We start from the raw sequence: 25,767 nt of genomic DNA, 5'->3' as shown, positions 1-25,767 counted from the left end.
AGGGAAATTTTCATTATCAGTCACTCTCTATGATTGCTTTCATTGTGTTACTTCACAAACGCTGTTGCCCGACGTTCCTGAGCAGCATCTTGGTATCTCGTGAACTTGTGTACTAGTTAACTGGTTCGTGAGATGAATGTCAACCCCTGAATGATTGTTTTTAACTAACGCCTTTGGCCGTGACATTTATCTGAATGAACCACGGGCTAAACAAGATTGATTAACGTTAATGTCACATTAGCGAGTATGATAGTTAGCCACGCTTTTTCCGGACTTTTATTTTGTCGAATAAATCAGTTTTGTCTAATAAACCCGTGTTGCCTGATAACACCACATCACCTAACTCGGCTGATTTAACTGATGTTGTAACATCAACGGCCTTTACTCTCTATGACCTACATAGTCATACCACCGCGTCGGACGGCTCGCTGAGCCCTGCGGCGTTGGTAATAAGGGCGGCGCAAATGCGCGTAGGGGTGTTGGCGATTACCGATCACGACACCACTGCAGGGTTAGCTGAAGCCGCCGCGACTCTTGAGCAGCAGCAACTGCCAATCCGACTTATTCCCGGTGTGGAGATTTCCACATTATGGGAAAACCATGAAATCCATATTGTCGGATTAGGCATGGATATCCAACATCCCAGCATCTGCCAGTTATTAAGCCAACAGTCAGAGCATCGCTATATTCGGGCGCAAGAAATCAGTGCCCGGTTGGCGAAAGCGCGTATTCCTGATGCCTGGGAAGGGGCTAATCGGTTAGCAGAAGGCGGCCAGGTGACGCGAGGCCATTTTGCTCGTTATCTGGTGGAGTTAGGGCTAGCCAGTAATGTTGGTCAGGTTTTCAAAAAGTATTTGGCTAAAGGCAAGACCGGTTATGTTCCCGCGCAATGGTGTACAATAGAACAAGCTATTGATGCTATTAAGCAATCAGGTGGGCAAGCAGTACTGGCGCACCCTGGGCGCTATGATTTAACGGCGAAATGGCTAAAGCGGTTACTAGCTCATTTCGCTGAGCATGGTGGTGATGCCATGGAAGTTGCCCAGTGCCAGCAGGCCCCCCATGAACGCGCACAACTTGCTCAGTATGCGCGAGACTATAATTTACTTGCATCCCAGGGGTCTGATTTCCATCAACCCTGCTCCTGGATTGAGTTGGGCCGCAAATTGTGGCTGCCCGCTGGGGTGGAACCGGTATGGCGTGATTGGCCGATAGAGAGTCAGTCCAGCTAATTCATACATTTAATGATTAGGTAGAGTCATGAGTCAATTTTTCTATATTCACCCAGAAAACCCTCAGCCACGGTTAATCAACCAAAGTGTGGATGTTTTACGCAAGGGAGGGGTGATTGTATATCCGACAGATTCGGGTTATGCCCTTGGTTGCCGCTTAGAAGATAAAACGGCAATGGAACGTATTTGTCGTATTCGCCAGTTGGATGGTAATCATAACTTCACCTTGGTCTGCCGTGATTTATCAGAACTATCAACTTACGCCTATGTTGATAATCCGGCGTTTCGGCTTATCAAGAACAACACCCCCGGCAACTACACCTTTATATTGAAAGCGACAAAAGAAGTGCCGCGGCGTTTGATGAATGACAAACGTAAAACGATTGGTTTGCGTGTGCCGTATAATCCTATTGCGCTGGCGTTGTTGGATGTATTAGGCGAGCCGCTGATGTCGACTACACTGATGCTGCCAGGTAATGATTTTGCTGAGTCGGACCCAGAAGAGATCAAAGAGCACTTGGGCAAACAAGTGGATTTAATTATTCACGGCGGCTCACTGGGTCAACAGCCGACTACGGTTATTGACCTCACGGACTCTTCCCCTGAAGTTATCCGTGAAGGCGCAGGGGATGCAACACCGTTCCGCTAAATGGATCGGCGATAGTCATTGTTAGTGATGTCCGAGTCTTTTTGAATCCCTGACTGTGAAAATAGTGTAATATGTCCGGTCACGAACCAGCATGTTGAGGCGTCTGTGTCACTTCCTGCGCGCCATGCTGGGTTCTAAAATGTATTACAATCAGTGAGTTCCGCTTGATTGTGAGCTTAACTTATTGATTACAATATATAACGCGACGCCTGTGAAGGCGACATTAGAGGTTGCTCAATGAGCGAGAAGTTAGAAGACCAACAGTTACCAAACTCAAAGCCACAAAGCCCTAAACCACAGGGCGATAAAGTTGTGGGTGAAAAATTACAGAAAATCTTGGCACGAGCGGGTCATGGCTCTCGTCGGGAAATCGAAACCATCATTCAACAGGGCCGCGTCAGCGTTGATGGTAAAATATCAAAGCTGGGTGATCGTGTTGAAGTGACCCAGGCGACTAAAATTCGTCTGGATGGCCATCTTCTTTCGATTAAAGAATCTGAAGAAGCCGTGTGCCGTGTTCTGGCGTATTACAAGCCGGAAGGCGAGCTCTGCACCCGTAATGATCCTGAAGGCCGCCCAACGGTATTTGATCGTCTGCCAAAATTGCGCGGTTCGCGTTGGGTTGCTGTAGGCCGTCTGGACGTTAATACCTCAGGTTTATTGTTATTCACCACTGACGGTGAATTGGCTAACCGCCTGATGCATCCTAGCCGTGAAGTTGAACGCGAATATGCAGTGCGTGTGTTTGGTCAAATCGACGACGAAAAAATCAAACAACTGAGTCGCGGTGTCCAATTAGAAGATGGCCCAGCGGCATTCCGCACCATTAGTTTCCAAGGCGGGGAAGGGATTAACCAGTGGTATAACGTCACGTTGACCGAAGGGCGGAACCGCGAAGTTCGCCGCTTGTGGGAAGCTGTTGGTGTGCAGGTTAGCCGTCTGATTCGTGTTCGATATGGTGATATCAATCTGCCAAAAGGTTTGCCTCGTGGCGGTTGGACTGAATTAGATCTGAAAGCGACCAACTACTTGCGTGAGCTCGTGGAGTTGGATTCCGAAACTGTCAGTAAATTGCCCGTTGAGAAAGATCGGCGTCGTGTCAAGGCTAATCAAATTCGTCGTGCGGTTAAGCGCCATACTGAAGTTGCTGGCCGACAAGTTGCTGGTCGTCAGGGCTCAGCCCGTAAAGGTTCTACCCGCCAAAACGTAGGTAACGCAGCTCCGGCAGCCGCTACCGGGCGTCGTGGGTCGAATAAGCGCGGATAAGTCAGTTAGTTATGGGAAGAAATCATTTTCTTCCCACTATTCACTCTAAGAATTCCCAATCCCATTTTCTCTTCTTCAGATATACCTTTATACAGAAGACGCTAATGCCGCAGGCTTTGTCTCTGCGGCATCTTATTGGTCAAAAAAATAGCTAAAAATTACCAGTCGATACCTTGCTGTGCCTTAATGCCAGCATCAAATGCATGCTTAACCGGGCGTAATTCACTGACGGTATCCGCCATCTCCAAGAGATCCCGATGGCAACCACGGCCAGTAATTATCACAGTTTGATGGACTGGACGCTGTTTTAGCGCGTCAACAACCTCATCCAGTGATAAATAGTCATAAGCGACCATGTAAGTCAGTTCATCTAGCACCACTAAATCTAAGGACGGATCAGCTAACATACGCCGTGCATGTTGCCAAACCCCCTGACAGGCAGCAGTATCTGTTTCTCTATTTTGTGTATTCCAGGTGAAGCCGGTTGCCATGACCTGAAACTCAACACCATGTTGTTGCAACAGATTTTTCTCGCCGTTCGGCCATTCACCTTTAATGAACTGTATCACTCCCGCTTTTAGGCCGTGGCCAACAGCACGGGTTACGGTACCAAATGCAGCGGTAGTTTTGCCTTTACCATTGCCGGTAAAGACAATCAAGATACCGCGAGTTTCTTGTGCTGCTGCAACCCGTGATTCAACCTTTTCTTTTATTTTTTGTTGGCGCTGCTGGTGGCGTTCTTCAGACATGAAACATTCCTTTATTCTGCGGGGCCGGGTTTACGGCCGGGTTGTGCATCGAAGCTGATACCGGTCTTTCTGCGGCTATCGTCGCCCATCAGATAGAGATAAAGTGGCATAATATCGGCCGGTGTTTTTAACTTGTTGGTATCTTCATCTGGGAAGGCACTTGCGCGCATCTGAGTCCGCGTGCCCCCGGGGTTGATACAATTAACCCTAAGATTACTCTGCTTATATTCTTCAGCAAGTACCTGCATCATGCCTTCGGTGGCAAATTTTGACACCGCATAAGCACCCCATCCTGACCGCCCCTGACGGCCAACACTGGAGCTGGTGAATACCAAAGAGGCACTTGGTGACTTCAACAATAATGGCAATAATGCTTGAGTTAGCATAAAAGTCGCATTGACATTCACTTGCATAACGTCCTGCCAGACGGTGATATCTTGTTCCGCCATCGGCACAATCTCACCCAATAAACCGGCATTATGCAATACACCATCCAGATGTGAAATCTGATGACTGAGTGCATCTGCGAGTTGCTGGCAATCTTGCGCAGTTGCATGTAGCAAATCCAGTTCCCAAACGATAGCCGCTTGGCCACTGGTCTTGGCAATTTGTTGCTGCACCGCAACAAGCTTGTGTAGGGTTCTGCCGACGAGAATCAAGCGCGCACCAAAACGAGCATAGGTCAAAGCCGCTTCGCGGCCAATGCCATCACCTGCACCTGTGACTAAAATAGTGCGATTATTGAGCAAGTCGTGTTTAGGTTGGTAATGCATAATTATTCCTCTTACAGGCGGCGTAAAATTGTTTTTTGTTCGCCGCGATATCTCATACATTCTTATATTTAAGCGAAACCAATGCAATTTTTCATTTGCGCAAGACGGCGGCCTGCGGGTTCGCTAGAATGCAGGTATCTCTTTAATAGCAGATGAATAAAGGCGGTATTTGTGGAGTTATTTTCTCTGTACGGACTGTTTCTCGCTAAAGTGGTGACCATCGTGGTCGCAATTGGCGCGATTGTATTATTGGTTGTCAGCCAAGGAATGAGAAAACAAGGGCTACGGGGAGAACTCAATTTGGTCCCCCTCGGTGAGCAATATAAGGAAATGCAGCGTGAAATGCGCCTGGCGCGCATGAGTCATGCGGAGCAAAAAACCTGGAGTAAAGAATTCAAAAAGCAGCAAAAAGCAGACGAAAAACTGAAGAAACAGCGCGCCAAATCTGGTGCGGTGGCAGCGGTAAAGCCCTGTTTATATGTCATCGACTTCAAAGGCAGCATTGATGCTCATGAAGTGGCTTCATTACGTGAAGAGATTTCTGCGGTGCTGGCAGTGGCAACGGCACAAGATGAAGTGCTACTTCGCCTGGAAAGTCCTGGTGGCGTGGTTCACGGTTATGGTCTGGCGGCCTCGCAATTGGAACGTTTGCGCCATAAAGGTATACGTCTGACTGTTGCTGTGGATAAAGTCGCAGCCAGTGGCGGGTACATGATGGCTTGTGTGGCTGATCGTATCATTAGTGCACCTTTTGCTATTATTGGTTCTATTGGTGTTGTGGCCCAAATACCCAACTTCCATCGTTTACTTAAAAAGAACGATATTGATGTAGAACTGCATACCGCAGGTGAATTTAAGCGAACCCTTACTTTATTTGGTGAAAATACCGAGCAAGGCCGTGAAAAATTCCGCGAAGATCTCAATGAAACACACCTGCTATTCAAGCAGTTCGTCCATCAACAGCGGCCGTCTTTGGATATCGATGCTGTTGCCACTGGCGAACATTGGTTTGGCACACAAGCCAAAGAGAAAGGGTTGGTGGATGCCATTGGCACTAGCGATGACTTACTGATAGCTGAGATGGATAATCACGAAGTTATTGGTGTGCGTTATTCCCGTCGTAAACGTCTGATGGATCGCTTTACAGGCAGTGCGGCAGAAAGTGTTGATCGCCTATTATTACGTTGGTGGCAGCGTGGTGAAAAACCCCTGTTATAACCTGACGTGAAGTGGATGCGGTGAGATAAAAGCAGGGGGCTTGGCCCCCTGTTATTTTTGGTTCAGCAGCTAAAGGCGGAAACAGCAAAAGGCGTCATCTGCAATTAATCGATTAAATGATATTTAGCCGATAAAACATGCGCGAGATGTTTAAACATATTAAAAACGGCAGTGGTTTTTGCTGTGGGTAAGCCTTCTTCATCAAGGAAAAATTCTCCGCGAAATACCAAAACGGCCCCTTTTTGCTCAACTTCAGTCGCTTCCATTCCGTGCAGATAATCTTCATGTTGACGAATAATCTCATTGGCCTCTGCCAATAATTTATTACGCTCGATAGGTGCTGTGTTTCCAAACATTATATCTCCTCACAACAATCATATTTCCTCAGAACAAGGCAATTTCTCTTACCTATTCTACTGCGGGTTAGCATTTGTTCGCAAACCGACTAAGGTTTATTCGAGCTACTGATGGGTTTGTCATCACAATTGGATAAATTCAGATTCCGAGCTAATTAGGTTGCGCGTCGCTTTTTATCAGGTACAGTGTGGGATTTTATACTATTAGGTGGAAGGTTTTGTTGACGCCATGAGGCAGAATTCGCTGCTACTACACTGGGCGCAGACAAAGATTTTGACAGATCGTCAACTGAGTTTCGAAACGCGCTTTTATGGCTCCGATCAAAAAAACAGGTCGATCTCCTGAAAAAGTACCGCAATATAAAAAAGAGATTCAGAATGCCGCGGTACGGCAAGATAAAACCCTTCTTTTAGAAGAAATAATTTAGGTAAAGGTAATTATGGGTAAAGCTCTCGTAATAGTTGAGTCCCCGGCAAAAGCCAAAACTATTAATAAATACTTAGGGAATAACTACGTGGTTAAGTCCAGCGTCGGTCACATTCGTGATTTGCCGACCAGTGGCTCAGCCAGTAAGAAGAGCGCTAACTCAACTGAAGATAAAGCCAAGAAAGCCGACAAGCCCAAAACTAAAGTAAAGAAAGACGAAAAGGTTGCATTAGTTAATCGCATGGGCGTCGATCCTTATCATGGCTGGAAAGCGCAGTATGAAATTTTGCCCGGTAAAGAAAAAGTGGTTGCCGAGCTGAAAGCATTAGCCGAAAACGCTGACCACATCTATCTCGCAACCGACCTTGACCGCGAAGGAGAGGCGATTGCCTGGCATTTGCGGGAAGTGATTGGTGGTGACGATAAGCGTTTTAGTCGAGTGGTGTTTAACGAAATCACGAAGAATGCTATCCAACAGGCATTTAATCAACCGGGTGAATTGAATATCAACCGGGTGAATGCCCAGCAAGCCCGTCGCTTTATGGACCGGGTTGTGGGTTATATGGTTTCTCCACTATTGTGGAAAAAGATTGCACGTGGCCTGTCCGCTGGGCGCGTACAATCAGTCGCGGTACGTTTAGTCGTTGAACGTGAGCGGGATATTAAAGCATTCGTTCCTGAAGAGTATTGGGAATTGCATGCCGATTTGCTGGCAAAAGGTGAAGTTCCTATTCAAATGGAAGTCACCCATGCTCACAATAAGCCGTTTAAACCAGTCAATCGTGAGCAAACCCACGCCGCGCTTAAACTGCTGGAAAACGCCCGCTATAAAGTGCTGGAACGTGAAGATAAACCGACCAGCAGTAAGCCCGGCGCACCCTTTATTACTTCCACCTTGCAGCAGGCTGCCAGTACCCGCCTGAGCTTTGGTGTGAAGAAAACCATGATGATGGCACAGCGCTTGTATGAAGCAGGGCATATCACCTATATGCGTACTGACTCCACCAACTTGAGCCAGGATGCTCTGACGATGGTGCGCGGTTATATAGGTGATAACTTTGGCGATAAATACTTGCCATCTGCACCAAATCAATACAGCAGCAAAGAAAATTCACAAGAAGCGCATGAAGCCATTCGTCCGTCTGATGTGAATGTGCTGGCTGAGCAGCTAAAAGATATGGAAGCTGATGCTCAGAAGCTTTATCAACTGATTTGGCGTCAGTTTGTGGCCTGCCAGATGACACCGGCCAAGTATGACTCCACCACACTGACGGTACAGGCTGGCGATTTCCAACTGCGAGCTAAAGGCCGCACTTTACGCTTTGATGGTTGGACGAAGGTGATGCCAGCATTGCGCAAAGGTGATGAAGACCGAACCTTGCCAGTGATCGAAGTGGGCAGTGAGCTGGATTTACAAAAACTGATCCCAAGCCAGCACTTCACCAAACCGCCGGCGCGTTACAGCGAAGCATCATTGGTAAAAGAGCTGGAAAAACGAGGTATTGGCCGCCCATCTACCTATGCGTCTATTATCTCGACCATTCAGGACCGTGGTTATGTCCGGGTAGAGAACCGCCGTTTCTATGCCGAGAAAATGGGTGAGATCGTCACCGACCGTCTGGAAGAAAACTTCCGCGAGTTGATGAATTACGACTTTACCGCGCGCATGGAAAGTGGGCTCGATCAGGTTGCTAATGATCAGGCTGAGTGGAAGGCTGTACTGGACGGCTTCTTTGCTGAGTTCAGTGAGCAGCTTGAAAAGGCTGAAAAAGATCCTGAAGAGGGCGGTATGCGTCCGAATCAAATGGTCATGACCAGCATAGATTGCCCAACCTGTGGTCGTCAGATGGGGATTCGTACCGCCAGTACTGGTGTATTCCTCGGCTGTTCGGGTTATGCATTGCCGCCAAAAGAGCGCTGCAAAACCACTATCAATCTGGTGCCGGAAGCTGAAATTCTGAATATCCTGGAAGGTGATGATGCAGAAACTAACGCATTGCGCGCCCGCCGTCGCTGCCAGAAGTGTGGCACAGCAATGGATAGTTATCTAATTGATAATCAACGCAAATTACATGTTTGTGGTAATAACCCGGCATGCGATGGTTATGAGATTGAAGAAGGCGAGTTCCGCATCAAAGGGTATGAAGGCCCAATTGTTGAGTGCGAGAAATGTGGTTCTGAAATGCATCTAAAAATGGGGCGTTTTGGTAAGTACATGGGTTGTACCAATGATGAGTGCAAGAATACTCGTAAAATTTTGCGCAGTGGTGAAGTTGCACCGCCGAAAGAAGATCCGGTACCGTTGCCAGAATTGCCTTGCGAGAAGTCAGACGCCTATTTCGTGTTACGTGATGGTGCTGCTGGTGTGTTCTTGGCGGCCAATACATTCCCGAAATCACGCGAAACGCGTGCGCCTTTGGTAGAAGAGTTGGTGCGTTTCAAGGATCGCTTACCTGAGAAATTACGTTACCTGGCTGATGCTCCAGTAGTGGATAATGAAGGTAATAAGACTCTGGTTCGCTTTAGCCGTAAAACCAAGCAACAATATGTTTCCTCAGAGAAAGAGGGCAAAGCGACCGGTTGGTCTGCTTTCTATATTGATGGCAAATGGGTTGAAGCTAAAAAATAGTGGGTTTACTGGGATAGATAGTTAAGAAACCAGCCTTTATGGCTGGTTTTTTTATTGGGCTAATCTATCTGAGTGCTTTATAGTCATGATGAAACCGTTGAAGTTATCAATTGTTAATGCAGCTTGTATGGGCTGAAAAATGCGTTTTTTTAAGCTAATGTTCTCTGTCTTAAATCACGAACTGCATTGGTATGCTTATTGGCATCAGCTTTCGATGAGCACGATATAACGCAATAATAGCGAGGGTAGATACAGCCGCAAATGAAATGATATCTACCCGTCATCGTTCAAGCTGCATATGTGTCGGCTGCGTTCAATCCCCGAATGACTTACTACGGTAAGTTCACCAGGGTTAATGAGCTTCTAGGAGGCTCATCCTATGGGGCTACATAAATGTTGTTCAAACCGGTCTTCGATCGATTTGTCTCTCAGTTGCCGCCTTCAGGCAACTCGAATTATTCAGGATATAGTAGTTATATAAAATGTTTTTTTATCACCTAATGTTATTATAAGATCGATATTGACTACTTTGGCATTATGCAGTTTTGGGTTTCAGTTAATAACCTCTCGGCATACCGGGTGATTCCGATATACCAAACTGTGGGTTTCCCACAGTGTTTAACCTAGGATGGTATAGATATGAAATTGCAGCAGCTCCGTTATATTGTTGAGGTGGTTAATCATAACCTTAACGTATCGTCCACCGCTGAAGGCCTGTACACCTCGCAACCTGGGATCAGTAAACAGGTTCGCATGTTGGAAGATGAGCTGGGTATCCAGATTTTTGCTCGCAGTGGTAAACATCTTACGCAAGTGACCCCCGCAGGGCTGGAAATCATCCGTATTGCCCGTGAAGTATTATCAAAAGTTGATGCCATCAAAGCAGTTGCTGGTGAACATACTTATCCCGATAAAGGATCTTTGTATGTAGCAACAACCCATACGCAAGCGCGCTATGCATTACCCAATGTGATTAAAGGCTTTATTGAGCGCTACCCTCGCGTGTCGCTGCATATGCATCAAGGCTCACCTACTCAAATAGCAGAAGCGGTTTCCAAGGGAAGCGCTGACTTTGCAATTGCAACAGAAGCGCTGCATTTGTATGACGACCTGATTATGTTGCCGTGCTATCACTGGAATCGTGCGGTGGTTGTGAAGCCCGATCACCCATTGGCCGGTAAGGCCCATGTCAGCATTGAAGAATTGGCTGCTTATCCTATTGTGACCTACACCTTTGGTTTTACTGGTCGCTCTGAACTGGATACCGCGTTTAACCGTGCGGGATTGACACCGCGTATTGTCTTTACTGCTACCGACGCGGATGTGATTAAAACTTATGTGAGATTAGGGCTGGGTGTCGGGGTTATCGCCAGTATGGCAGTTGATCCTATTCAAGACCCGGATCTGGTGACAGTGGATGCGCGAGATATCTTTACTTACAGCACCACTAAAATTGGTTTCCGCCGTAGTACCTTCCTGCGCAGTTATATGTATGACTTTATTTTACGCTTTGCGCCTCATTTGACGCGCGATGTGGTGGATAAAGCTGTTGCCCTGCGTTCAAATGAAGATATCGAGGCGATGTTTAAAGATATTAAATTGCCGACTAAGTAAAAACCAAATCAACGGCTTACATCTGCCTTTAAAAATTGTGGTTGCTCACGATGAGTAAATTGCGTTTAAGTTATTTATAACTGTCCGTGGTGAATTTGGACTCAATAGAGGAGGGGAGCAACTCTCCTCTGTTGCCTATTTCATTCGAACATATGCAACTTATGGGACTAAATATTTAGAAATTCGGAAAATACAATTAATCAGGATGTTCGGATTACAATAAATAGTTTTGATTACATGAGGCTTTATCTTTATTTCATAAGTATATTATGAAGGGTATCACTAACTAGTCATGGCAATTTTAAAAGTGTCGCTTTAGGTCGCAGCTTTGAAGATATTTTAAAGTTTTGCATTATAAATAATTAAAGGAAATATAATCTACGTAACCGATTGTAAAAATGATATTTTTCATGTTGTTAGTGAGGAAAGTGGTAATGATTATTCAATATAAAGCGGACCATTGTCAGTTGTGCGTTAAGAGATGTTAGCAATAGTGGTAAATAATAAATACTCTAAAAATGACTGTATGGATTACGTAAGCAGTCTGCAATGAAATTGAAAATAAGCAATTGTCCGATAGATAGACTTTATTTTCGCTGATATAAATTTAGCAACTGTTAAATAATATATTCGGAATAATATGAAAAAAGCTGTGCTATTACTGGGTGTCCTGTCATTAATGCCATTGATGGTTCAGGCAGATGTGTCTCTTGACATCAATGTACCCGGTGTCAGTTTGCATTTAGGCGATCAAGATAAGCGTGGCTATTACTGGGATGGCTACGACTGGCGTCCACCGCAATGGTGGCATGAGCACCGTGGTGGTCATATTGGTGATCGCAATGAGCGTGGTTATTATTGGGATGGTGGCCGTTGGCAGCACCCATCAGCACAAGACGGTCATAATCCCTTCCGAGGGCAGGAGCCTGGGAGTCCAGGACATAGTAGTGATGGTTCCCATGGTCATCAGCCACAAAATAATGGGCATGGCCGGCATGGTAATAAAAGTGGGTCAGGTAACAGTGTTCAACCCGGAGGGCAAAATAACCAAGGTGGCCAAAATAATAATAGTGGTCATAGCGGTCAGCAGATCTACCCACCGAAAAATAATGGTTATCGTGGGCAATAAATAATCAGTAGTGCTAGTGTTGTCACTATAGTCCGTGGGCAACGCTAGCGTTAAAAATCATATTTTTCATACAAAACTTCCCCTTATCCTCCTAACACCCTACTATCTGTGCCTCATAATAAATATTAGATATCTTCAGGTGAATCCTGAGGCAATGGCCGAGGATGTCATGCAGACCAGTCACTTATTTATCGCACTGCAACAGCGGCAGCAACAACGTGATAACCGTTATCTCAAAGTGTTGGTGGTCATATTATTATTGGCGTTACTTATCAGTTTATGTGCCGGTGATATTTGGCTTTGGCCCACTCAATGGTTCAGTGAAACGGGGCGACTTTTCGTTTGGCAGTTGCGCTTACCTCGAGCATTGGCGGTGTTGATGGTAGGGGCAAGCCTTGCCGTGTCTGGGGCTGTCATGCAGGCATTGTTTGAAAATCCATTAGCCGAACCTGGTTTGCTCGGCGTGGCAAATGGTGCGGGCGTTGCACTAGTGATGGCTGTGTTGCTCGGACATGGATTGTTCCCCATTTGGTTTTTAAGTGCTTGTGCCATCGCAGGTGCGTTATTGATGACGATGCTTTTGCTGGGATTCGCCCGCCGACGTTTATTAACTAATGCCCGTTTATTACTGGTCGGGGTGGCTTTAGGTATAGTTTGTAGCGCAATTATGACTTGGGCGGTGTATTTCAGCACCAGTCTCGACCTACGCCAATTAATGTATTGGATGATGGGCGGATTTAGTGGCATTGACTGGCGACATCAGGGGCTGGTGCTGACGCTGCTACCTATCGTCCTTTGGCTCTGTTGCCAAGGGCATGTACTTAATTTTATGTCACTGGGTGAGCAACAAGCTCAGCAATTAGGGGTTTCTCTCCACTTATGGCGAAACTTATTGGTACTTGCTATTGGCCTATTAGTGGGAGTTAGTGTTGCCTTGGCCGGGGTGATAAGCTTCATTGGGTTAGTTATCCCGCATATTTTACGACTGACGGGGTTAACCGATCAGCGTCGGTTATTAGCAGGATGCGCATTAGCCGGTGGGGGAATATTGTTATTCGCTGATATTGTCGCGCGTGTTGCCTTATTCTCAGCAGAGTTACCGATTGGTGTAGTAACTGCAACCTTAGGCGCGCCACTATTTATCTGGTTGTTGACACGTGTTAGAAGTGTCAAGTAATTCGCGTTACACTGACTTATGTCCCTGTAGGTTCATCTATTTATTATTGCTGAAATAAGGATATCCCTGATGAGTCATTCAATTTACTCAATCCCATTAAAAACGATTGAAAGCCAATCCATTAACCTGGAAAAGTATAAAGGATCAGTTTTGCTCGTGGTCAATGTGGCTTCCCAATGTGGTTTAACCAAGCAATATGAAGGGTTGGAAAATCTATATAAAACTTATCAGCAACAGGGTTTTGAAGTATTGGGCTTCCCAAGCAATGAGTTTGCAGGGCAAGAACCCGGTAGCAATGAGGACATCCAGGCATTTTGTCGCGGAACTTTTGGTGTCGACTTCCCGATGTTCAGCAAAATAGAAGTCAATGGCCCACAACGGCATCCTTTATACCAACATCTAATCGCTGCTAAACCTGTGGCGATAAAACCTGAAGACAGTGAGTTCTATCAGCGCTTAGCAAGTAAAGGCCGTGAGCCAAAACATGCCAGTGACATTCTGTGGAACTTTGAAAAATTCTTAATTGGTCGAGACGGTACGGTTCTTGAAAGATTTGCACCCGATCTGACGCCAGAAGATCCGATTTTGGTCAATGCCATTACATGCGCATTGGCTGCTCACTAATTTACGGATGAAAGATTTATTTTGATGTTATTGCAACTCAGCAATGTCAGTGTAGATACCCGTCTTGCCCCTTTTTCTACACAGGTAGCAACTGGATTGCAAACACACATAATCGGTCCGAATGGAGCGGGGAAAAGCACCTTATTGGCCTCTCTGGCGGGTCTATTGCCCTTTGGTGGCGGCATTTCACTTGCGGGCAAGGCATTATCCCTCTATTCAGGGCCTGATTTAGCACGTCTGCGGGCCTATTTATGCCAACAACAATCGGCTCTGACCATGATGCCAGTTTTCCAATATCTCTCGCTTTATCAACCAGCAGGGGCTTCCTTAGATGCCATTACGACTACCATTGGCTACCTCTGTGAGAGGTTACGTTTAACAGACAAGTTACCTCGCTTGTTGTCACAACTTTCCGGTGGCGAGTGGCAACGGGTTCGTTTGGCCGCTGTCTTTTTGCAAGTTTGGCCAGATATTAATCCAGACAGTAAATTGCTGTTACTTGATGAGCCATACACGGGTCTTGATGTTGCGCAAAAAGTAGCATTAGACAGCCTGTTGCGTGAGTTTTGCGCTGCTGGTCGCAGTGCAATCATCAGTGCTCATGACCTGAATCATAGCTTGCAACAAGCTGATCAGGTGTGGCTAATGGCGGGTGGAAATGTGCTTGCTCAAGGGAATACCGACAAAGTGATGAAAGCCAGTATACTCTCCGAGGTATTCGAAGTTGATTTTCAAATCCACAATTTTAATCAGCAGAATTGGATTATTACAAAAGGCTTTTAACAGTAACATTGATCATTTACCCTTAAAATCCCTTCCTAACTACATCTATTTATCTATAGTTTCTATACTTATATTTACAGCACTGATAAAAACAATTATTTTAGGGCATAGCTTGGTTTGGTGAGTTTTTATTTGATTGATTATACAGGAAAAACTATGGGTTTGGCTTTAAATGGTTACAACTGATATTATTGCAAAAAAAATCCTATCTTAAGGTTTATTTAAGGTTAGTAAACTAAACTACATATTCAACCAAGAGTAAGTTTATCTGAGTGGCGTTTAGTTTTCGTTAACTTACAGGGGAATATAGTTTCCCAAAGAGCCAAGTATCCTAGGGATTTTTCGATGCAGAATTTTTTGCCTTTTTCTCGTCCAGCTATTGGTTCGGACGAAATTAATGCGGTAGTGAATGTACTAGGCTCCGGTTGGATCACCACAGGCCCTCAGAATCAACAGTTGGAGACTGACTTTTGTGCAGCATTTGGCTGCAAACATGCGGTCGCCGTCTGCTCTGCTACGGCAGGTATGCATATTACTTTAATGGCGTTAGGGATTGGTCCTGGTGATGAAGTGATTACACCGTCTCAGACGTGGGTATCGACCATTAATATGATTGTGTTGCTCGGTGCTGAACCTGTGATGGTGGATATCGATCGCGACACATTAATGGTGAATGCTGCGGATATCGAAGCCGCAATCACACCCAAAACTAAAGCCATTATTCCCGTGCATTATGCTGGGGCACCTTGCGATCTTGATGCCTTGCGTCAGATTGCTCAGCAACACAAAATTCCATTGATTGAAGATGCGGCCCATGCCGTTGGTACACGCTACGGCGATCAATGGGTTGGCGAGAAAGGTACTGCCATTTTCTCTTTCCACGCTATCAAGAACATCACCTGCGCTGAAGGTGGTTTAATTGCCACCGATGATGATGAACTGGCGGCCAGAGTACGTCGACTCAAGTTTCATGGTCTGGGAGTTGATGCTTTCGATCGCCAAATTCAAGGGCGCAGCCCACAGGCTGAAGTTGTCGAGCCGGGATATAAATACAATTTATCGGATATTCACGCCGCTATTGCTGTTGTTCAGCTCCAACGTTTAACTGAAATTAACGCTCGGCGCCAGGCATTGGTCTCTCGTTATCATCAAGCATTAGTCGATTCGCCCTTGCAACCGTTGTCTGTTCCTCATTATGTCCACCAACACGCTTGGCATCTTTTTATGGTGCGGGTTGATAAGGAACGCTGTGGTATTGACCGTGATTCATTGATGGCACGATTGAAAGAAGTCGGTATAGGCAGTGGCCTACATTTCCGCGCCGCGCACACCCAAAAGTATTATCGCGAGCGCTACCCATCTCTACATTTACCCAATACTGAGTGGAATTCCGCCAGATTATGCACATTGCCTCTTTTCCCCGATATGCTGGACAGCGATGTTGATCGGGTCGTGGATGCATTGGCAACTATTATAGGGCAGTACCGTGTCTGAAAGTGAAAAAATCAAAAAAGTCTCAATTGTTATCCCTGTTTATAACGAGCAAGAAAGTTTGCCGATATTAATAGAGAGAACGTCTGCTGCTTGTAAATTACTGACTCAACCCTATGAAATTATTCTTGTTGATGATGGTAGTAGTGATAATTCAGCTGAACTTTTAACGGCGGCGGCGAATGAACCTGAGAGTCATATAATTGCCGTTTTACTTAATCGTAATTATGGCCAGCATTCAGCCATTATGGCCGGATTCAATCAGGTCAGCGGCGATTTGATCATTACACTCGATGCCGACTTGCAAAACCCACCGGAGGAGATCCCTCGGCTGGTGAGTGTCGCTGAAGAGGGCTATGACGTTGTGGGTACTGTGCGTGCGCATCGCCAAGATTCGGTGTTTCGTAAAACGGCTTCCCGCATGATCAACATGATGATTCAACGCGCTACTGGGAAATCAATGGGCGATTACGGCTGTATGTTACGGGCTTATCGCCGACATATTGTTGAAGCAATGTTACATTGCCACGAACGGAGTACCTTTATTCCTATCTTGGCAAATACATTTGCCCGTCGCACGACCGAGATTACCGTTCATCACGCTGAACGCGAATTTGGTGATTCAAAATACAGCCTGATGAAACTCATCAATCTGATGTATGACTTGATTACTTGCCTAACAACAACGCCATTACGTTTATTAAGTCTGGTTGGTAGTGTCATTGCGCTCTCTGGTTTCACTTTTGCCGTGTTGTTAGTGGTTTTACGCTTGGTATTTGGCCCTGAATGGGCAGGTGGCGGCGTCTTTACGCTATTTGCCGTGTTGTTTATGTTCATTGGTGCTCAGTTTGTTGGTATGGGTTTACTCGGTGAATATATTGGTCGTATTTATAACGATGTGCGTGCACGCCCACGCTATTTCATACAGAAAGTGGTCGGCGCTGAGCAGACCGAAAATAATCAGGAAGTAGAAAAATGAAAGCGATTGTATTTGCCTATCACGATATTGGCTGTGTCGGCCTGAAAGCTCTTGTTGAAGCAGGTTACGATATTCAGGCGGTATTTACCCATACTGACTCACCCAATGAGAATCGCTTTTTCTCTTCCGTAGCCAGAGTGGCTGCGGACCTCGAGCTACCCGTATTTGCGCCAGAAGATGTTAACCATCCGTTGTGGATTGAACGTATTCAGCAATTACAGCCAGATATCATTTTCTCTTTCTATTACCGCAATATGCTCTGTGATGAGATTTTGTCGTCGGCTCCGCGTGGAGGATTCAATTTACATGGGTCCTTATTACCGAAGTATCGCGGCCGGGCACCGATCAACTGGGCTTTGGTTAATGGCGAGACAGAGACAGGTGTAACCCTACACCAGATGGTGAAAAAAGCGGATGCGGGTCCGATTGTCGGGCAACATAAAGTCATGATTAGTGAGAGCGACACGGCATTAACTCTGCATGCAAAAATGCGTGATGCTGCCTATGAAATGCTGCGTGATTTGTTGCCGAAAATGAAAAATGCTTCATTACCACTGATGCCACAAAAAGAATCTGAAGCGAGCTATTTTGGTCGTCGTACGGCAGAGGATGGTGCAATTGATTGGCAGAAATCAGCATCAGCAATCAATAATTTAGTGCGTGCTGTAACAGAGCCTTATCCAGGTGCATTCAGCTATCTTGGACAACGTAAGTTGATCATTTGGCGCTCGCGGCCACTCGATGTTGTCCATAGCAAGTTACCCGGCACTGTGTTGTCAATATCACCACTGGTTATCGCATGTGGTGAAGGTGCGCTGGAAATTATGACAGGGCAAGGTGAGGAGGGGCTATATGTTCAAGGGAGCCGCCTGGCACAAGAAATGGGAATTGTAACTGCTATCCGTCTAGGCAATAAACCAAGTAATAAATTGAAGAGGCGCACACGCGTATTAATCTTGGGCGTAAATGGCTTCATTGGGAACCATTTAACTGAGCGTTTGTTACGCGATAATCGCTATGAAGTTTATGGTTTAGATATTGGTTCTGATGCCATCTGCCGTTTTCTGGACAACCCTAATTTCCATTTTGTTGAGGGGGATATCAGTATTCATTCCGAATGGATTGAATATCACATTAAAAAATGTGACGTTATCTTACCTTTAGTCGCTATTGCGACCCCAATTGAATATACCCGAAATCCACTGCGTGTTTTCGAATTAGATTTTGAAGAAAACCTAAAAATCGTTCGTGATTGTGTTAAATACAATAAGCGTATTGTCTTCCCTTCGACGTCTGAAGTGTATGGCATGTGTGATGATAAAGAATTCGATGAGGATAGTTCGCGGCTTATTGTTGGGCCAATCAATAAACAACGCTGGATTTACTCGGTCTCCAAACAATTGTTAGACCGTGTTATTTGGGCTTATGGCGCGAAAGAAAATCTGAAATTCACCTTGTTCCGTCCATTCAATTGGATGGGGCCACGGTTGGATAACCTTGATGCTGCCCGTATTGGGAGCTCCCGTGCCATTACACAGCTCATTTTAAATCTGGTCGAAGGCTCGCCAATTAAGCTTGTCGACGGTGGGGAGCAAAAACGCTGTTTTACAGATATTCATGATGGCATTGAAGCACTGTTCCGTATTATTGAAAACCGTGATGGTGCTTGTGATGGACAGATAATTAATATCGGTAACCCTACGAATGAAGCCAGTATTCGTGAGTTAGCTGAAATGCTATTAAGGTGTTTTGAAAAGCATGAGTTACGTCATAGTTTCCCGCCATTCGCTGGCTTTAAGGATATTGAGAGTAGCGCATATTATGGAAAAGGTTATCAGGATGTAGAATACCGTACGCCTAGTATCCGCAATGCGCGTCGTATTTTACATTGGCAGCCGGAAATTGCTTTAGAGCAAACCGTGATGGAAACTTTGGACTTCTTCCTACGTGGTGTCGTACTTGAGCAAAGTAAAATCTCGAAGGATGAGCATCAGGTATGAAGCAAGTTGGCCTAAGGATTGATGTAGATACCTACCGAGGAACCAAGGAAGGTGTGCCATCATTGCTTGCTGTTCTAGAAAAATATGACATTAGTGCCAGCTTTTTTTTCAGTGTTGGGCCGGACAATATGGGACGCCATTTATGGCGTCTTTTCCGTCCTCGTTTTTTGTGGAAAATGCTGCGTTCTAATGCTGCTTCGCTTTATGGTTGGGATATTTTGCTGGCAGGTACCGCCTGGCCGGGTAAGCAAATTGCTAAAGACTTTGGGCCACTGATGAAAGCGACATTACAAGCGGGGCATGAAGTGGGCTTGCACGCTTGGGATCATCAGGGCTGGCAAGCTAAAGTGGGTACGTGGTCAGAACAGCAATTAACCGAGCAGGTGCAATTGGGTATTGATGCATTACAAAATAGCATTGAGCAGCCGGTGACCTGTTCTGCTGCAGCTGGTTGGCGAGCGGATGAACGCGTTCTGGCGGTTAAAGAGTTGTTCTCATTCAGCTATAACAGTGATTGTCGTGGTACTCATCCTTTTCGTCCATTATTACCTGACGGTAGCTTTGGAAGTGTACAAATCCCCGTCACTTTACCCACTTATGACGAAGTTGTTGGTAGCGAAATTCGGAACGAAGATTTTAATAACTTCATCATAAATGCCATTTCGCACGATAACGGTGTGCCGGTTTACACCATTCATGCCGAGGTTGAGGGGATGTCGCAGGCATTAATGTTCGAGCAATTATTAGTCATGGCGAAAGAGCGCGGTATTCAATTTTGTGCTCTTGGTTCGTTATTGCCCAAAAATCTGGATTCACTGCCCGTAGGGAAGATTGTGCGAGCTGCCTTCCCTGGCCGAGAAGGGTGGTTAGGGTGTCAGTCTGCGTTAGAGGATGCGTAATGAAGCTGTTAAAAGGAAGTGGCGCTGCGCTGTTGGCACTGTTTTTTGCACTGGTTTACCTATTACCCATTAATAGCCGTTTATTATGGCAACCAGATGAAACTCGATACGCTGAGATAAGTCGGGAAATGTTACAGCGTGGCGACTGGATAGTGCCGCATTTGCTGGGAATTCGATATTTTGAAAAGCCCATCGCGGGATATTGGTTCAATAATATTAGTCAGTGGATTTTTGGTGATACTAATTTCGCCATAAGATTCGGCTCAATATTTAGTATAGCACTGAGTGCAGTATTAGTTTATTGGTTGGCAACTTTATTATGGCGTAATCGCTCCACCTCATTTTTAGCAGCATTAATTTATCTCTCCATGTTGTTGGTATTTAGTATCGGTTCTTATGCTGTACTGGATCCGATGATTTCATTGTGGCTAACCGCTTCAATGGTCTGCTTTTATCTCACGCTACGAGCAGAAACGGCGAAACAAAAAGTAGGAGCCTATCTTCTCCTCGGTTTAGCTTGCGGTATGGGTTTTATGACCAAGGGTTTTTTGGCCTTAGCGGTACCGGTTATTTCGGTATTGCCGATTGTTATTCAGCAAAAAAGGGTAAAAGAACTCATTATTTTTGGTCCAATAGCTATTGTAGGGGCCGTGATATTGAGTTTGCCTTGGGCATTAGCGATTGCTCAACGCGAGCCTGACTTTTGGCATTATTTCTTCTGGGTTGAACATATTCAGCGATTTGCCGAGAAGGACGCGCAACACAAAGCACCTATTTGGTATTACTTGCCTATTTTATGCCTTGGTGTCTTACCCTGGTTGGGGTTATTACCAGGAGCTCTGCTTAAAGGATGGCGCGAACGGGTTGCTAGGCCAGAGTTATTCTTTTTGCTCAGTTGGATATTAATGCCACTGATTTTCTTCAGTGTCGCCAAAGGTAAGCTTCCGACATATATTCTACCTTGTATGGCACCGTTATCTTTATTGATGGCGGCCTATGCCACCGACTGTGCCAATAAAATGCATATGCGTGCATTAAAGGTTAATGGTGCGATAAACCTTATTTTTGGATTTATCTGCGCGTTGACTATTTTAGTTATTGGTATGGGGTGGGTAGGGCATCTGGTTGCTTATGGGCCACATGAGCATCAAAAAGTTATTCTTGCGGTAATTGCTTTTACTGGCTGGGGCATAGTCGGTTTTGCAACAATGCATAATAACGCTCGTCATTGGCGCTGGGCTGCGGCCTGTCCATTATTGTTTATATTGCTTGTTGGCTATCTGATCCCACAACAGGTTATTGACTCCAAACAGCCACAAAATTTCATCCAAAATAATTTTAATGAGCTTAGCAGCAGCCGTTATGTGGCGGCAGACAGTGTCGGTGTCGCGGCTGGATTGGCGTGGGAGCTGAAACGTAGTGATATTTTGATGTTCAGCGAGAAAGGTGAGTTATCTTATGGTCTGAATTATGCCGACAGCCGAGATCACTATATAAGTGCACAAGATTTTAGCAACTGGCTAGTTCATGCGAGGCAGCAAGGAGATGTCTCGCTGGTGATTCAATTATCTCGTAATGAAAAAATACCAGATAGCCTGCCGGCAGCAGATAAGGTAAGCCTGATGAATCGCTTGGCACTTTTGTGGTACAAGAAAACGCCATGATAAGCTATTTGTTATTGATAATCGTCAGTTTATTGACTTGTGCTGGGCAGTTGTGTCAGAAGCAAGCTGTGCAATCTTGGGCTTTGCCACAGCACTATCGGCTAGCTCCAACATTGCGCTGGCTTGCTAGCGCAGTGGTTTTACTCGGTTTGGGGATGTTGCTGTGGTTACGTTTACTGCAACATTTCCCCCTCAGTGTCGCTTATCCGATCCTCAGCTTTAATTTTGTGTTGGTCACCTTGGCCGCCCAATTTTTTTACGGCGAGAAAGCTACTTCCCGCCATTGGCTAGGGATTGCTTCCATTATGTTTGGCATTCTTTTAATTAGTTGGCATCTATGAAAGGGTACTGGTGGGGAATTGGAAGTGTATTGCTGGTAACCGTTGCCCAATTAATACTCAAGTGGGGCATGATGAATACGCCATTAATGTCATTGGCTGATATTAATGGGCAATTCGTTATCAATCATCTTCCACAATTTATAGCAGTTATTTGTGGATTAGCGGGATATGCTTTATCAATGTTGTGTTGGTTTTTCGCACTAAGATATTTGCCACTTAATCGCGCTTATCCACTATTGAGTCTCAGTTATGCTTTGGTCTATTTGGGCGCTGTAACTTTGCCGTGGTTCAGTGAATCTGCAACTTTACTGAAAACACTAGGTGCGGGCTTTATTCTGTTGGGAATATGGCTGATTAATACAAAACCCATAGAAAGAGATTAGCCTGGCTGCTGACAAAGCCAAATGAAGAGGATAGTGCCGTTGGGGTTGTCGCGGCATAACACTCCTGAGAGTCACTGGTTACAATAAGCCCTTCACTTGCTGAGCGATTAATAGTTATCATTCGGCTGAATCAAATCTATTATCTCATTCATATAACTTGTCTTTTCAACACTCGATAGCTAAATTAGCCATACTGATATCGTTCATTAGCTAATAGCGATTGTCTGATAAATTGGCTAAGCCTTACCTTTGGTGAATTATCGATGCGGATACGTTTCTGGATCTTTTGGGTCAGCATGATCCTCGCCGGCTGTAGCAGCCATGCCCCGACACCAAGTGGTCACTTGTCTGATTCTATTGTAGTGGTTGCAAAGCTGAATGAACAACTGCGTCAATGGGAAGGCACACCCTATCGTAATGGTGGGCTGGATCAACGTGGCGTTGATTGTTCTGGTTTTGTATATCGCACATTCCGCGATCGTTTTGATATGCAATTACCCCGTACCACTGTCGCTCAAACTACCTTAGGGACAAAAGTGTCCCGTGATGAACTCATGCCGGGTGATCTTGTTTTCTTCAAAACGGGCAGTGGTCAGAATGGGTTACACGTTGGTATTTATGATACCAACGATGAATTCATTCATGCTTCAACGAGTAAAGGTGTCATTCGCTCATCGCTGGAGAATGTTTACTGGAAACGGGTATACTGGCAAGCCCGTCGTATGTAAAATTTTCTCTTCACCCTTGAAGCCGCAGGCTGTTAGCCATTCTCACACTCATTCACCCGAGCTTAAATATATCTAGGTCGGTTATGTTATCTTAGTGGCTGCTTAATTTTGTTCGGAGCCGCGTTTATGTCATCCCTTCGGTTACTCATTTCTGATTCTTACGATCCCTGGTTTAATCTGGCTGTAGAAGAGTGTATTTTCCGCCAAATGTCGCCAGATCAACGGGTTCTCTTTTTGTGGCGCAATGCAGATACCGTGGTGATAGGCCGTGCTCAAAATCCATGGAAAGAGTGTAATACCCGGCGTATGGAGCAAGACGGAGTGAAGCTGGCTCGGCGCAGTAGTGGCGGCGGGGCGGTATTCCATGATCTAGGTAATACCTGTTTCACCTTTATGGCCGGTAAACCTGAATATGATAAAACGATATCGACTCAAATTATTCTGAATGCTTTGGCATCGCTTGGTATTCAGGCGACAGTATCGGGTCGTAATGATTTGGTAGTGGCTAAGGCTGATGGTGAGCGCAAAGTTTCCGGCTCCGCTTATAAAGAAACCAAAGATCGTGGTTTTCATCATGGGACATTATTGCTCAATGCTGACCTCAATCGTCTTGCTGATTACCTCAATCCCGACCCGAAAAAATTGCAAGCCAAAGGTATCACGTCGGTACGGTCGCGTGTGACTAACCTGGTTGAACTGTTACCGGGAATTAACCACGAAAAGATCTGTGCCGCTATCGAGCAAGCGTTCTTCAATTATTACGATGAAAAAGTTTCTGCAGAAATCATCTCGCCACAAGCATTGCCAGATCTGCCTGGTTTCGCCGAACAATTCGCTAAACAGAGTAGCTGGGAGTGGAATTTTGGTCAGGCACCTGCGTTTAGCCATCTTGTCGATACCCGCTTTTTTTGGGGCGGAATTGAACTACATTTTGATGTGTTGCACGGTGCAATTGACCGCTGCCAAATATTTACCGACAGCTTGAACCCAGCCCCGCTGGAGGCGCTGGCCGAACGATTACAAGGCGTGGAGTATCGTCCTGCTGCTATTGATGCAGTTTGTTTGCAATTAAACGATGATTTTCCTGAATCACGAGCTGAATTGTTGCAAGTTCGCCATTGGCTAGCGGAGGTATTACGCTAATGTCCTCCTTGAATATCTCGAATGCTAATGAGGGTTCTGGCGCTGAGCTTGATAGCTCACCTCAATTTAGTCATAGCTATGGTCAGAAATTGAGTGGTTTTTATACTTATTTGCAGCCAACACCATTAAAAGGAGCTCGCCTGCTCTATCATAGTGAGCCGCTTGCCAGAGAACTAGAACTTGATACCAGTTGGTTCAGTGGCTCGAAAACTGCAGTATGGGCAGGTGAAATGCTGTTGCCGGGTATGGAACCTTTGGCGCAAGTGTATAGCGGCCATCAGTTTGGTCAGTGGGCTGGGCAACTTGGCGATGGGCGTGGCATTTTGCTGGGGGAACAAAAACTCAGTGATGGCCGCTATATGGACTGGCATCTGAAAGGTGCTGGTTTAACACCGTATTCTCGTATGGGAGATGGGCGGGCGGTATTGCGCTCCGTTGTTCGCGAGTTTTTGGCTTCCGAAGCACTGCACCATTTAGGGGTTCCCACCAGCCGTGCATTGACCATAGTGACCAGCGACCATCCGGTTTATCGCGAACAAGCGGAGAGAGGAGCTATGCTATTGCGCGTGGCTGAAAGCCATGTACGCTTTGGTCATTTCGAACATTTTTACTACCGGCAGCAACCGGCTCAAGTCAAACAACTCGCTGATTACGTTATCGCTCGGCACTGGCCGCAGTGGGTCGGGCAAGAGGAATGTTACTTGCTGTGGTTTACTGATGTGGTTAAGCGCACGGCGCGGCTAATGGCGCATTGGCAAACCATCGGTTTTGCTCATGGTGTGATGAATACCGACAATATGTCGATACTTGGCATTACCATGGATTATGGCCCATTTGGCTTTCTTGATGATTATGTACCCGGTTATATCTGTAACCACTCCGATCATCAGGGCCGCTATGCTTTCGATAATCAGCCAGCGGTTGCGCTATGGAATCTGCACCGGCTAGGGCAAGCCCTGTCCGGTTTGCTCCCAACGGCGCAATTACAACAGGCGCTGGAAGCCTATGAGCCAGAGTTAATGGCGGCTTACGGTCAGCAAATGCGCGCTAAATTAGGATTTTCAGAGAGTAATAGTCAGGATAATGACTTATTGACCGGGTTATTAAGTCTGATGATCAAAGAAGGGCGCGATTATACCCGAACTTTCCGCTTGTTAAGTGAAGTGGAGATACACTCCGCATTATCGCCGTTGCGAGATGATTTTATCGACCGAGCTGCTTTCGATAGTTGGTATAGCCGTTATCGGGCGCGTTTGCAGCAAGAGCAAATTGATGATGCGCAGCGTCAGCAAGCCATGAGAGCGGTTAATCCTAAATACATATTACGCAATTATTTGGCGCAGCTTGCCATCGATCAGGCAGAAAAAGATGATATTCAGCCCTTACAGCGTTTACATCAAGCTTTGCAACAGCCATTTGCCGAACAACCTGAATTCAATGATTTAGCCGCATTGCCACCGGACTGGGGGAAACATCTGGAAATTTCTTGCTCCAGTTAATCCGTATGAGGGGC

General features: G+C 45.8%; 23 protein-coding genes. 20 read left to right on the top strand and 3 right to left on the bottom strand.

The features are described 5' to 3' along the window. Positions 1–281: 281 nt before the first annotated feature. From ACF3VQ_RS11030 to rluB, 3 genes are all read left to right on the top strand, one after another. Complete coding sequence (locus ACF3VQ_RS11030) at positions 282–1,232, top strand: PHP domain-containing protein (protein WP_392430757.1); 951 nt, start codon at positions 282–284, stop codon at positions 1,230–1,232. Between the two features lie 28 nt (positions 1,233–1,260). After that, positions 1,261–1,881, top strand: a complete 621-nt coding sequence (locus tag ACF3VQ_RS11025; RefSeq protein ID WP_392430754.1) for an L-threonylcarbamoyladenylate synthase — start codon at positions 1,261–1,263, stop codon at positions 1,879–1,881. 237 nt (positions 1,882–2,118) lie between these two features. Further along, positions 2,119–3,147, top strand: a complete 1,029-nt coding sequence (gene rluB / locus ACF3VQ_RS11020; RefSeq protein WP_392430751.1) for a 23S rRNA pseudouridine(2605) synthase RluB — start codon at positions 2,119–2,121, stop codon at positions 3,145–3,147. 158 nt (positions 3,148–3,305) lie between these two features. Here the strand turns inward: rluB and cobO are convergent, their stop codons facing one another. Then, a complete protein-coding gene (cobO, locus tag ACF3VQ_RS11015; RefSeq protein ID WP_392430749.1) occupies positions 3,306–3,896 on the bottom strand; it encodes a cob(I)yrinic acid a,c-diamide adenosyltransferase in 591 nt (196 codons plus the stop codon). Positions 3,897–3,907: 11 nt separating this feature from the next. Next, positions 3,908–4,669: a YciK family oxidoreductase gene (locus tag ACF3VQ_RS11010; protein WP_392430746.1), complete on the bottom strand. Its 762-nt coding sequence runs from the start codon at positions 4,667–4,669 to the stop codon at positions 3,908–3,910. Positions 4,670–4,840: 171 nt separating this feature from the next. Here ACF3VQ_RS11010 and sohB point away from each other — a divergent pair, with 171 nt between their 5' ends. Then, positions 4,841–5,887: a protease SohB gene (gene sohB / locus ACF3VQ_RS11005; protein WP_392430743.1), complete on the top strand. Its 1,047-nt coding sequence runs from the start codon at positions 4,841–4,843 to the stop codon at positions 5,885–5,887. Between the two features lie 104 nt (positions 5,888–5,991). Here the strand turns inward: sohB and ACF3VQ_RS11000 are convergent, their stop codons facing one another. Beyond that, entirely contained in the window at positions 5,992–6,243 is a 252-nt protein-coding gene (locus tag ACF3VQ_RS11000; protein WP_005165861.1) for a YciN family protein, read from the bottom strand. A 440-nt stretch (positions 6,244–6,683) separates the two neighbouring features. Here ACF3VQ_RS11000 and topA point away from each other — a divergent pair, with 440 nt between their 5' ends. From topA to ACF3VQ_RS10920, 16 genes are all read left to right on the top strand, one after another. Next, entirely contained in the window at positions 6,684–9,299 is a 2,616-nt protein-coding gene (gene topA / locus ACF3VQ_RS10995; protein WP_392430739.1) for a type I DNA topoisomerase, read from the top strand. Between the two features lie 639 nt (positions 9,300–9,938). Further along, entirely contained in the window at positions 9,939–10,913 is a 975-nt protein-coding gene (cysB, locus tag ACF3VQ_RS10990; protein WP_005165856.1) for an HTH-type transcriptional regulator CysB, read from the top strand. Between the two features lie 640 nt (positions 10,914–11,553). Beyond that, positions 11,554–12,042: a DUF2502 domain-containing protein gene (locus ACF3VQ_RS10985; protein WP_392430734.1), complete on the top strand. Its 489-nt coding sequence runs from the start codon at positions 11,554–11,556 to the stop codon at positions 12,040–12,042. Positions 12,043–12,211: 169 nt separating this feature from the next. Further along, a complete protein-coding gene (gene btuC, locus ACF3VQ_RS10980; protein ID WP_392435537.1) occupies positions 12,212–13,219 on the top strand; it encodes a vitamin B12 ABC transporter permease BtuC in 1,008 nt (335 codons plus the stop codon). A gap of 69 nt (positions 13,220–13,288) precedes the next feature. Beyond that, entirely contained in the window at positions 13,289–13,843 is a 555-nt protein-coding gene (locus tag ACF3VQ_RS10975) for a glutathione peroxidase (RefSeq protein WP_392430731.1), read from the top strand. Between the two features lie 24 nt (positions 13,844–13,867). Further along, positions 13,868–14,626: a vitamin B12 ABC transporter ATP-binding protein BtuD gene (btuD, locus tag ACF3VQ_RS10970; protein WP_392430728.1), complete on the top strand. Its 759-nt coding sequence runs from the start codon at positions 13,868–13,870 to the stop codon at positions 14,624–14,626. 345 nt (positions 14,627–14,971) lie between these two features. After that, a complete protein-coding gene (gene arnB, locus ACF3VQ_RS10965; RefSeq protein WP_392430725.1) occupies positions 14,972–16,120 on the top strand; it encodes a UDP-4-amino-4-deoxy-L-arabinose aminotransferase in 1,149 nt (382 codons plus the stop codon). Further along, positions 16,113–17,096 carry an undecaprenyl-phosphate 4-deoxy-4-formamido-L-arabinose transferase gene (gene arnC / locus ACF3VQ_RS10960; protein ID WP_392430722.1) on the top strand — a complete coding sequence of 328 codons (984 nt, stop codon included), beginning with the start codon at positions 16,113–16,115 and terminating at the stop codon, positions 17,094–17,096. Before arnB ends, arnC begins: the two co-directional genes overlap by 8 nt. Further along, complete coding sequence (arnA, locus tag ACF3VQ_RS10955; RefSeq protein ID WP_392430719.1) at positions 17,093–19,096, top strand: bifunctional UDP-4-amino-4-deoxy-L-arabinose formyltransferase/UDP-glucuronic acid oxidase ArnA; 2,004 nt, start codon at positions 17,093–17,095, stop codon at positions 19,094–19,096. Before arnC ends, arnA begins: the two co-directional genes overlap by 4 nt. Next, positions 19,093–19,995, top strand: a complete 903-nt coding sequence (arnD, locus tag ACF3VQ_RS10950; RefSeq protein ID WP_392430716.1) for a 4-deoxy-4-formamido-L-arabinose-phosphoundecaprenol deformylase — start codon at positions 19,093–19,095, stop codon at positions 19,993–19,995. Before arnA ends, arnD begins: the two co-directional genes overlap by 4 nt. Next, entirely contained in the window at positions 19,995–21,659 is a 1,665-nt protein-coding gene (gene arnT / locus ACF3VQ_RS10945; RefSeq protein ID WP_392430714.1) for a lipid IV(A) 4-amino-4-deoxy-L-arabinosyltransferase, read from the top strand. Before arnD ends, arnT begins: the two co-directional genes overlap by 1 nt. Continuing rightward, positions 21,656–22,000 (top strand): 4-amino-4-deoxy-L-arabinose-phosphoundecaprenol flippase subunit ArnE, encoded by a 345-nt coding sequence (arnE, locus tag ACF3VQ_RS10940; protein WP_392430713.1) that lies wholly within the window; start codon positions 21,656–21,658, stop codon positions 21,998–22,000. Before arnT ends, arnE begins: the two co-directional genes overlap by 4 nt. Continuing rightward, positions 21,997–22,383: a 4-amino-4-deoxy-L-arabinose-phosphoundecaprenol flippase subunit ArnF gene (gene arnF / locus ACF3VQ_RS10935; RefSeq protein ID WP_392430712.1), complete on the top strand. Its 387-nt coding sequence runs from the start codon at positions 21,997–21,999 to the stop codon at positions 22,381–22,383. The genes arnE and arnF overlap by 4 nt, the downstream gene beginning before the upstream one ends. Positions 22,384–22,646: 263 nt before the next feature. Continuing rightward, entirely contained in the window at positions 22,647–23,111 is a 465-nt protein-coding gene (locus tag ACF3VQ_RS10930) for an NlpC/P60 family protein (RefSeq protein WP_392430710.1), read from the top strand. A gap of 126 nt (positions 23,112–23,237) precedes the next feature. Continuing rightward, on the top strand, positions 23,238–24,254 hold the full coding sequence (locus ACF3VQ_RS10925) for a lipoate--protein ligase A (protein WP_392430708.1): 1,017 nt from the start codon (positions 23,238–23,240) through the stop codon (positions 24,252–24,254). Then, the gene (locus tag ACF3VQ_RS10920; RefSeq protein WP_392430705.1) at positions 24,254–25,753 is read left to right on the top strand and encodes a protein adenylyltransferase SelO; all 1,500 of its coding nucleotides are present in this window, start codon (positions 24,254–24,256) and stop codon (positions 25,751–25,753) included. Before ACF3VQ_RS10925 ends, ACF3VQ_RS10920 begins: the two co-directional genes overlap by 1 nt. Positions 25,754–25,767: the final 14 nt, after the last annotated feature.

It is taken from the genome of Yersinia fenwicki (genome assembly GCF_043099325.1).
Classification (GTDB): domain Bacteria; phylum Pseudomonadota; class Gammaproteobacteria; order Enterobacterales; family Enterobacteriaceae; genus Yersinia.
This window is presented reverse-complemented; position numbering and strand designations above follow the sequence as displayed.

Excerpts from the sequence above, each read along its gene's own strand:
- ACF3VQ_RS10930 (WP_392430710.1), top strand. The coding sequence starts at position 22,647 with ATGCGGATACGTTTCTGGATCTTTTGGGTCAGCATGATCCTCGCCGGC.
- ACF3VQ_RS11010 (WP_392430746.1), bottom strand. The coding sequence starts at position 4,669 with ATGCATTACCAACCTAAACACGACTTGCTCAATAATCGCACTATTTTA.
- ACF3VQ_RS10985 (WP_392430734.1), top strand. The coding sequence starts at position 11,554 with ATGAAAAAAGCTGTGCTATTACTGGGTGTCCTGTCATTAATGCCATTG.
- rluB (WP_392430751.1), top strand. The coding sequence starts at position 2,119 with ATGAGCGAGAAGTTAGAAGACCAACAGTTACCAAACTCAAAGCCACAA.
- arnA (WP_392430719.1), top strand. The coding sequence starts at position 17,093 with ATGAAAGCGATTGTATTTGCCTATCACGATATTGGCTGTGTCGGCCTG.
- ACF3VQ_RS11025 (WP_392430754.1), top strand. The coding sequence starts at position 1,261 with ATGAGTCAATTTTTCTATATTCACCCAGAAAACCCTCAGCCACGGTTA.
- ACF3VQ_RS11000 (WP_005165861.1), bottom strand. The coding sequence starts at position 6,243 with ATGTTTGGAAACACAGCACCTATCGAGCGTAATAAATTATTGGCAGAG.
- arnT (WP_392430714.1), top strand. The coding sequence starts at position 19,995 with ATGAAGCTGTTAAAAGGAAGTGGCGCTGCGCTGTTGGCACTGTTTTTT.
- arnD (WP_392430716.1), top strand. The coding sequence starts at position 19,093 with ATGAAGCAAGTTGGCCTAAGGATTGATGTAGATACCTACCGAGGAACC.
- ACF3VQ_RS10975 (WP_392430731.1), top strand. The coding sequence starts at position 13,289 with ATGAGTCATTCAATTTACTCAATCCCATTAAAAACGATTGAAAGCCAA.
- topA (WP_392430739.1), top strand. The coding sequence starts at position 6,684 with ATGGGTAAAGCTCTCGTAATAGTTGAGTCCCCGGCAAAAGCCAAAACT.
- btuC (WP_392435537.1), top strand. The coding sequence starts at position 12,212 with ATGCAGACCAGTCACTTATTTATCGCACTGCAACAGCGGCAGCAACAA.
- arnF (WP_392430712.1), top strand. The coding sequence starts at position 21,997 with ATGAAAGGGTACTGGTGGGGAATTGGAAGTGTATTGCTGGTAACCGTT.
- btuD (WP_392430728.1), top strand. The coding sequence starts at position 13,868 with ATGTTATTGCAACTCAGCAATGTCAGTGTAGATACCCGTCTTGCCCCT.
- ACF3VQ_RS10925 (WP_392430708.1), top strand. The coding sequence starts at position 23,238 with ATGTCATCCCTTCGGTTACTCATTTCTGATTCTTACGATCCCTGGTTT.
- arnE (WP_392430713.1), top strand. The coding sequence starts at position 21,656 with ATGATAAGCTATTTGTTATTGATAATCGTCAGTTTATTGACTTGTGCT.
- arnB (WP_392430725.1), top strand. The coding sequence starts at position 14,972 with ATGCAGAATTTTTTGCCTTTTTCTCGTCCAGCTATTGGTTCGGACGAA.
- cobO (WP_392430749.1), bottom strand. The coding sequence starts at position 3,896 with ATGTCTGAAGAACGCCACCAGCAGCGCCAACAAAAAATAAAAGAAAAG.
- cysB (WP_005165856.1), top strand. The coding sequence starts at position 9,939 with ATGAAATTGCAGCAGCTCCGTTATATTGTTGAGGTGGTTAATCATAAC.
- ACF3VQ_RS10920 (WP_392430705.1), top strand. The coding sequence starts at position 24,254 with ATGTCCTCCTTGAATATCTCGAATGCTAATGAGGGTTCTGGCGCTGAG.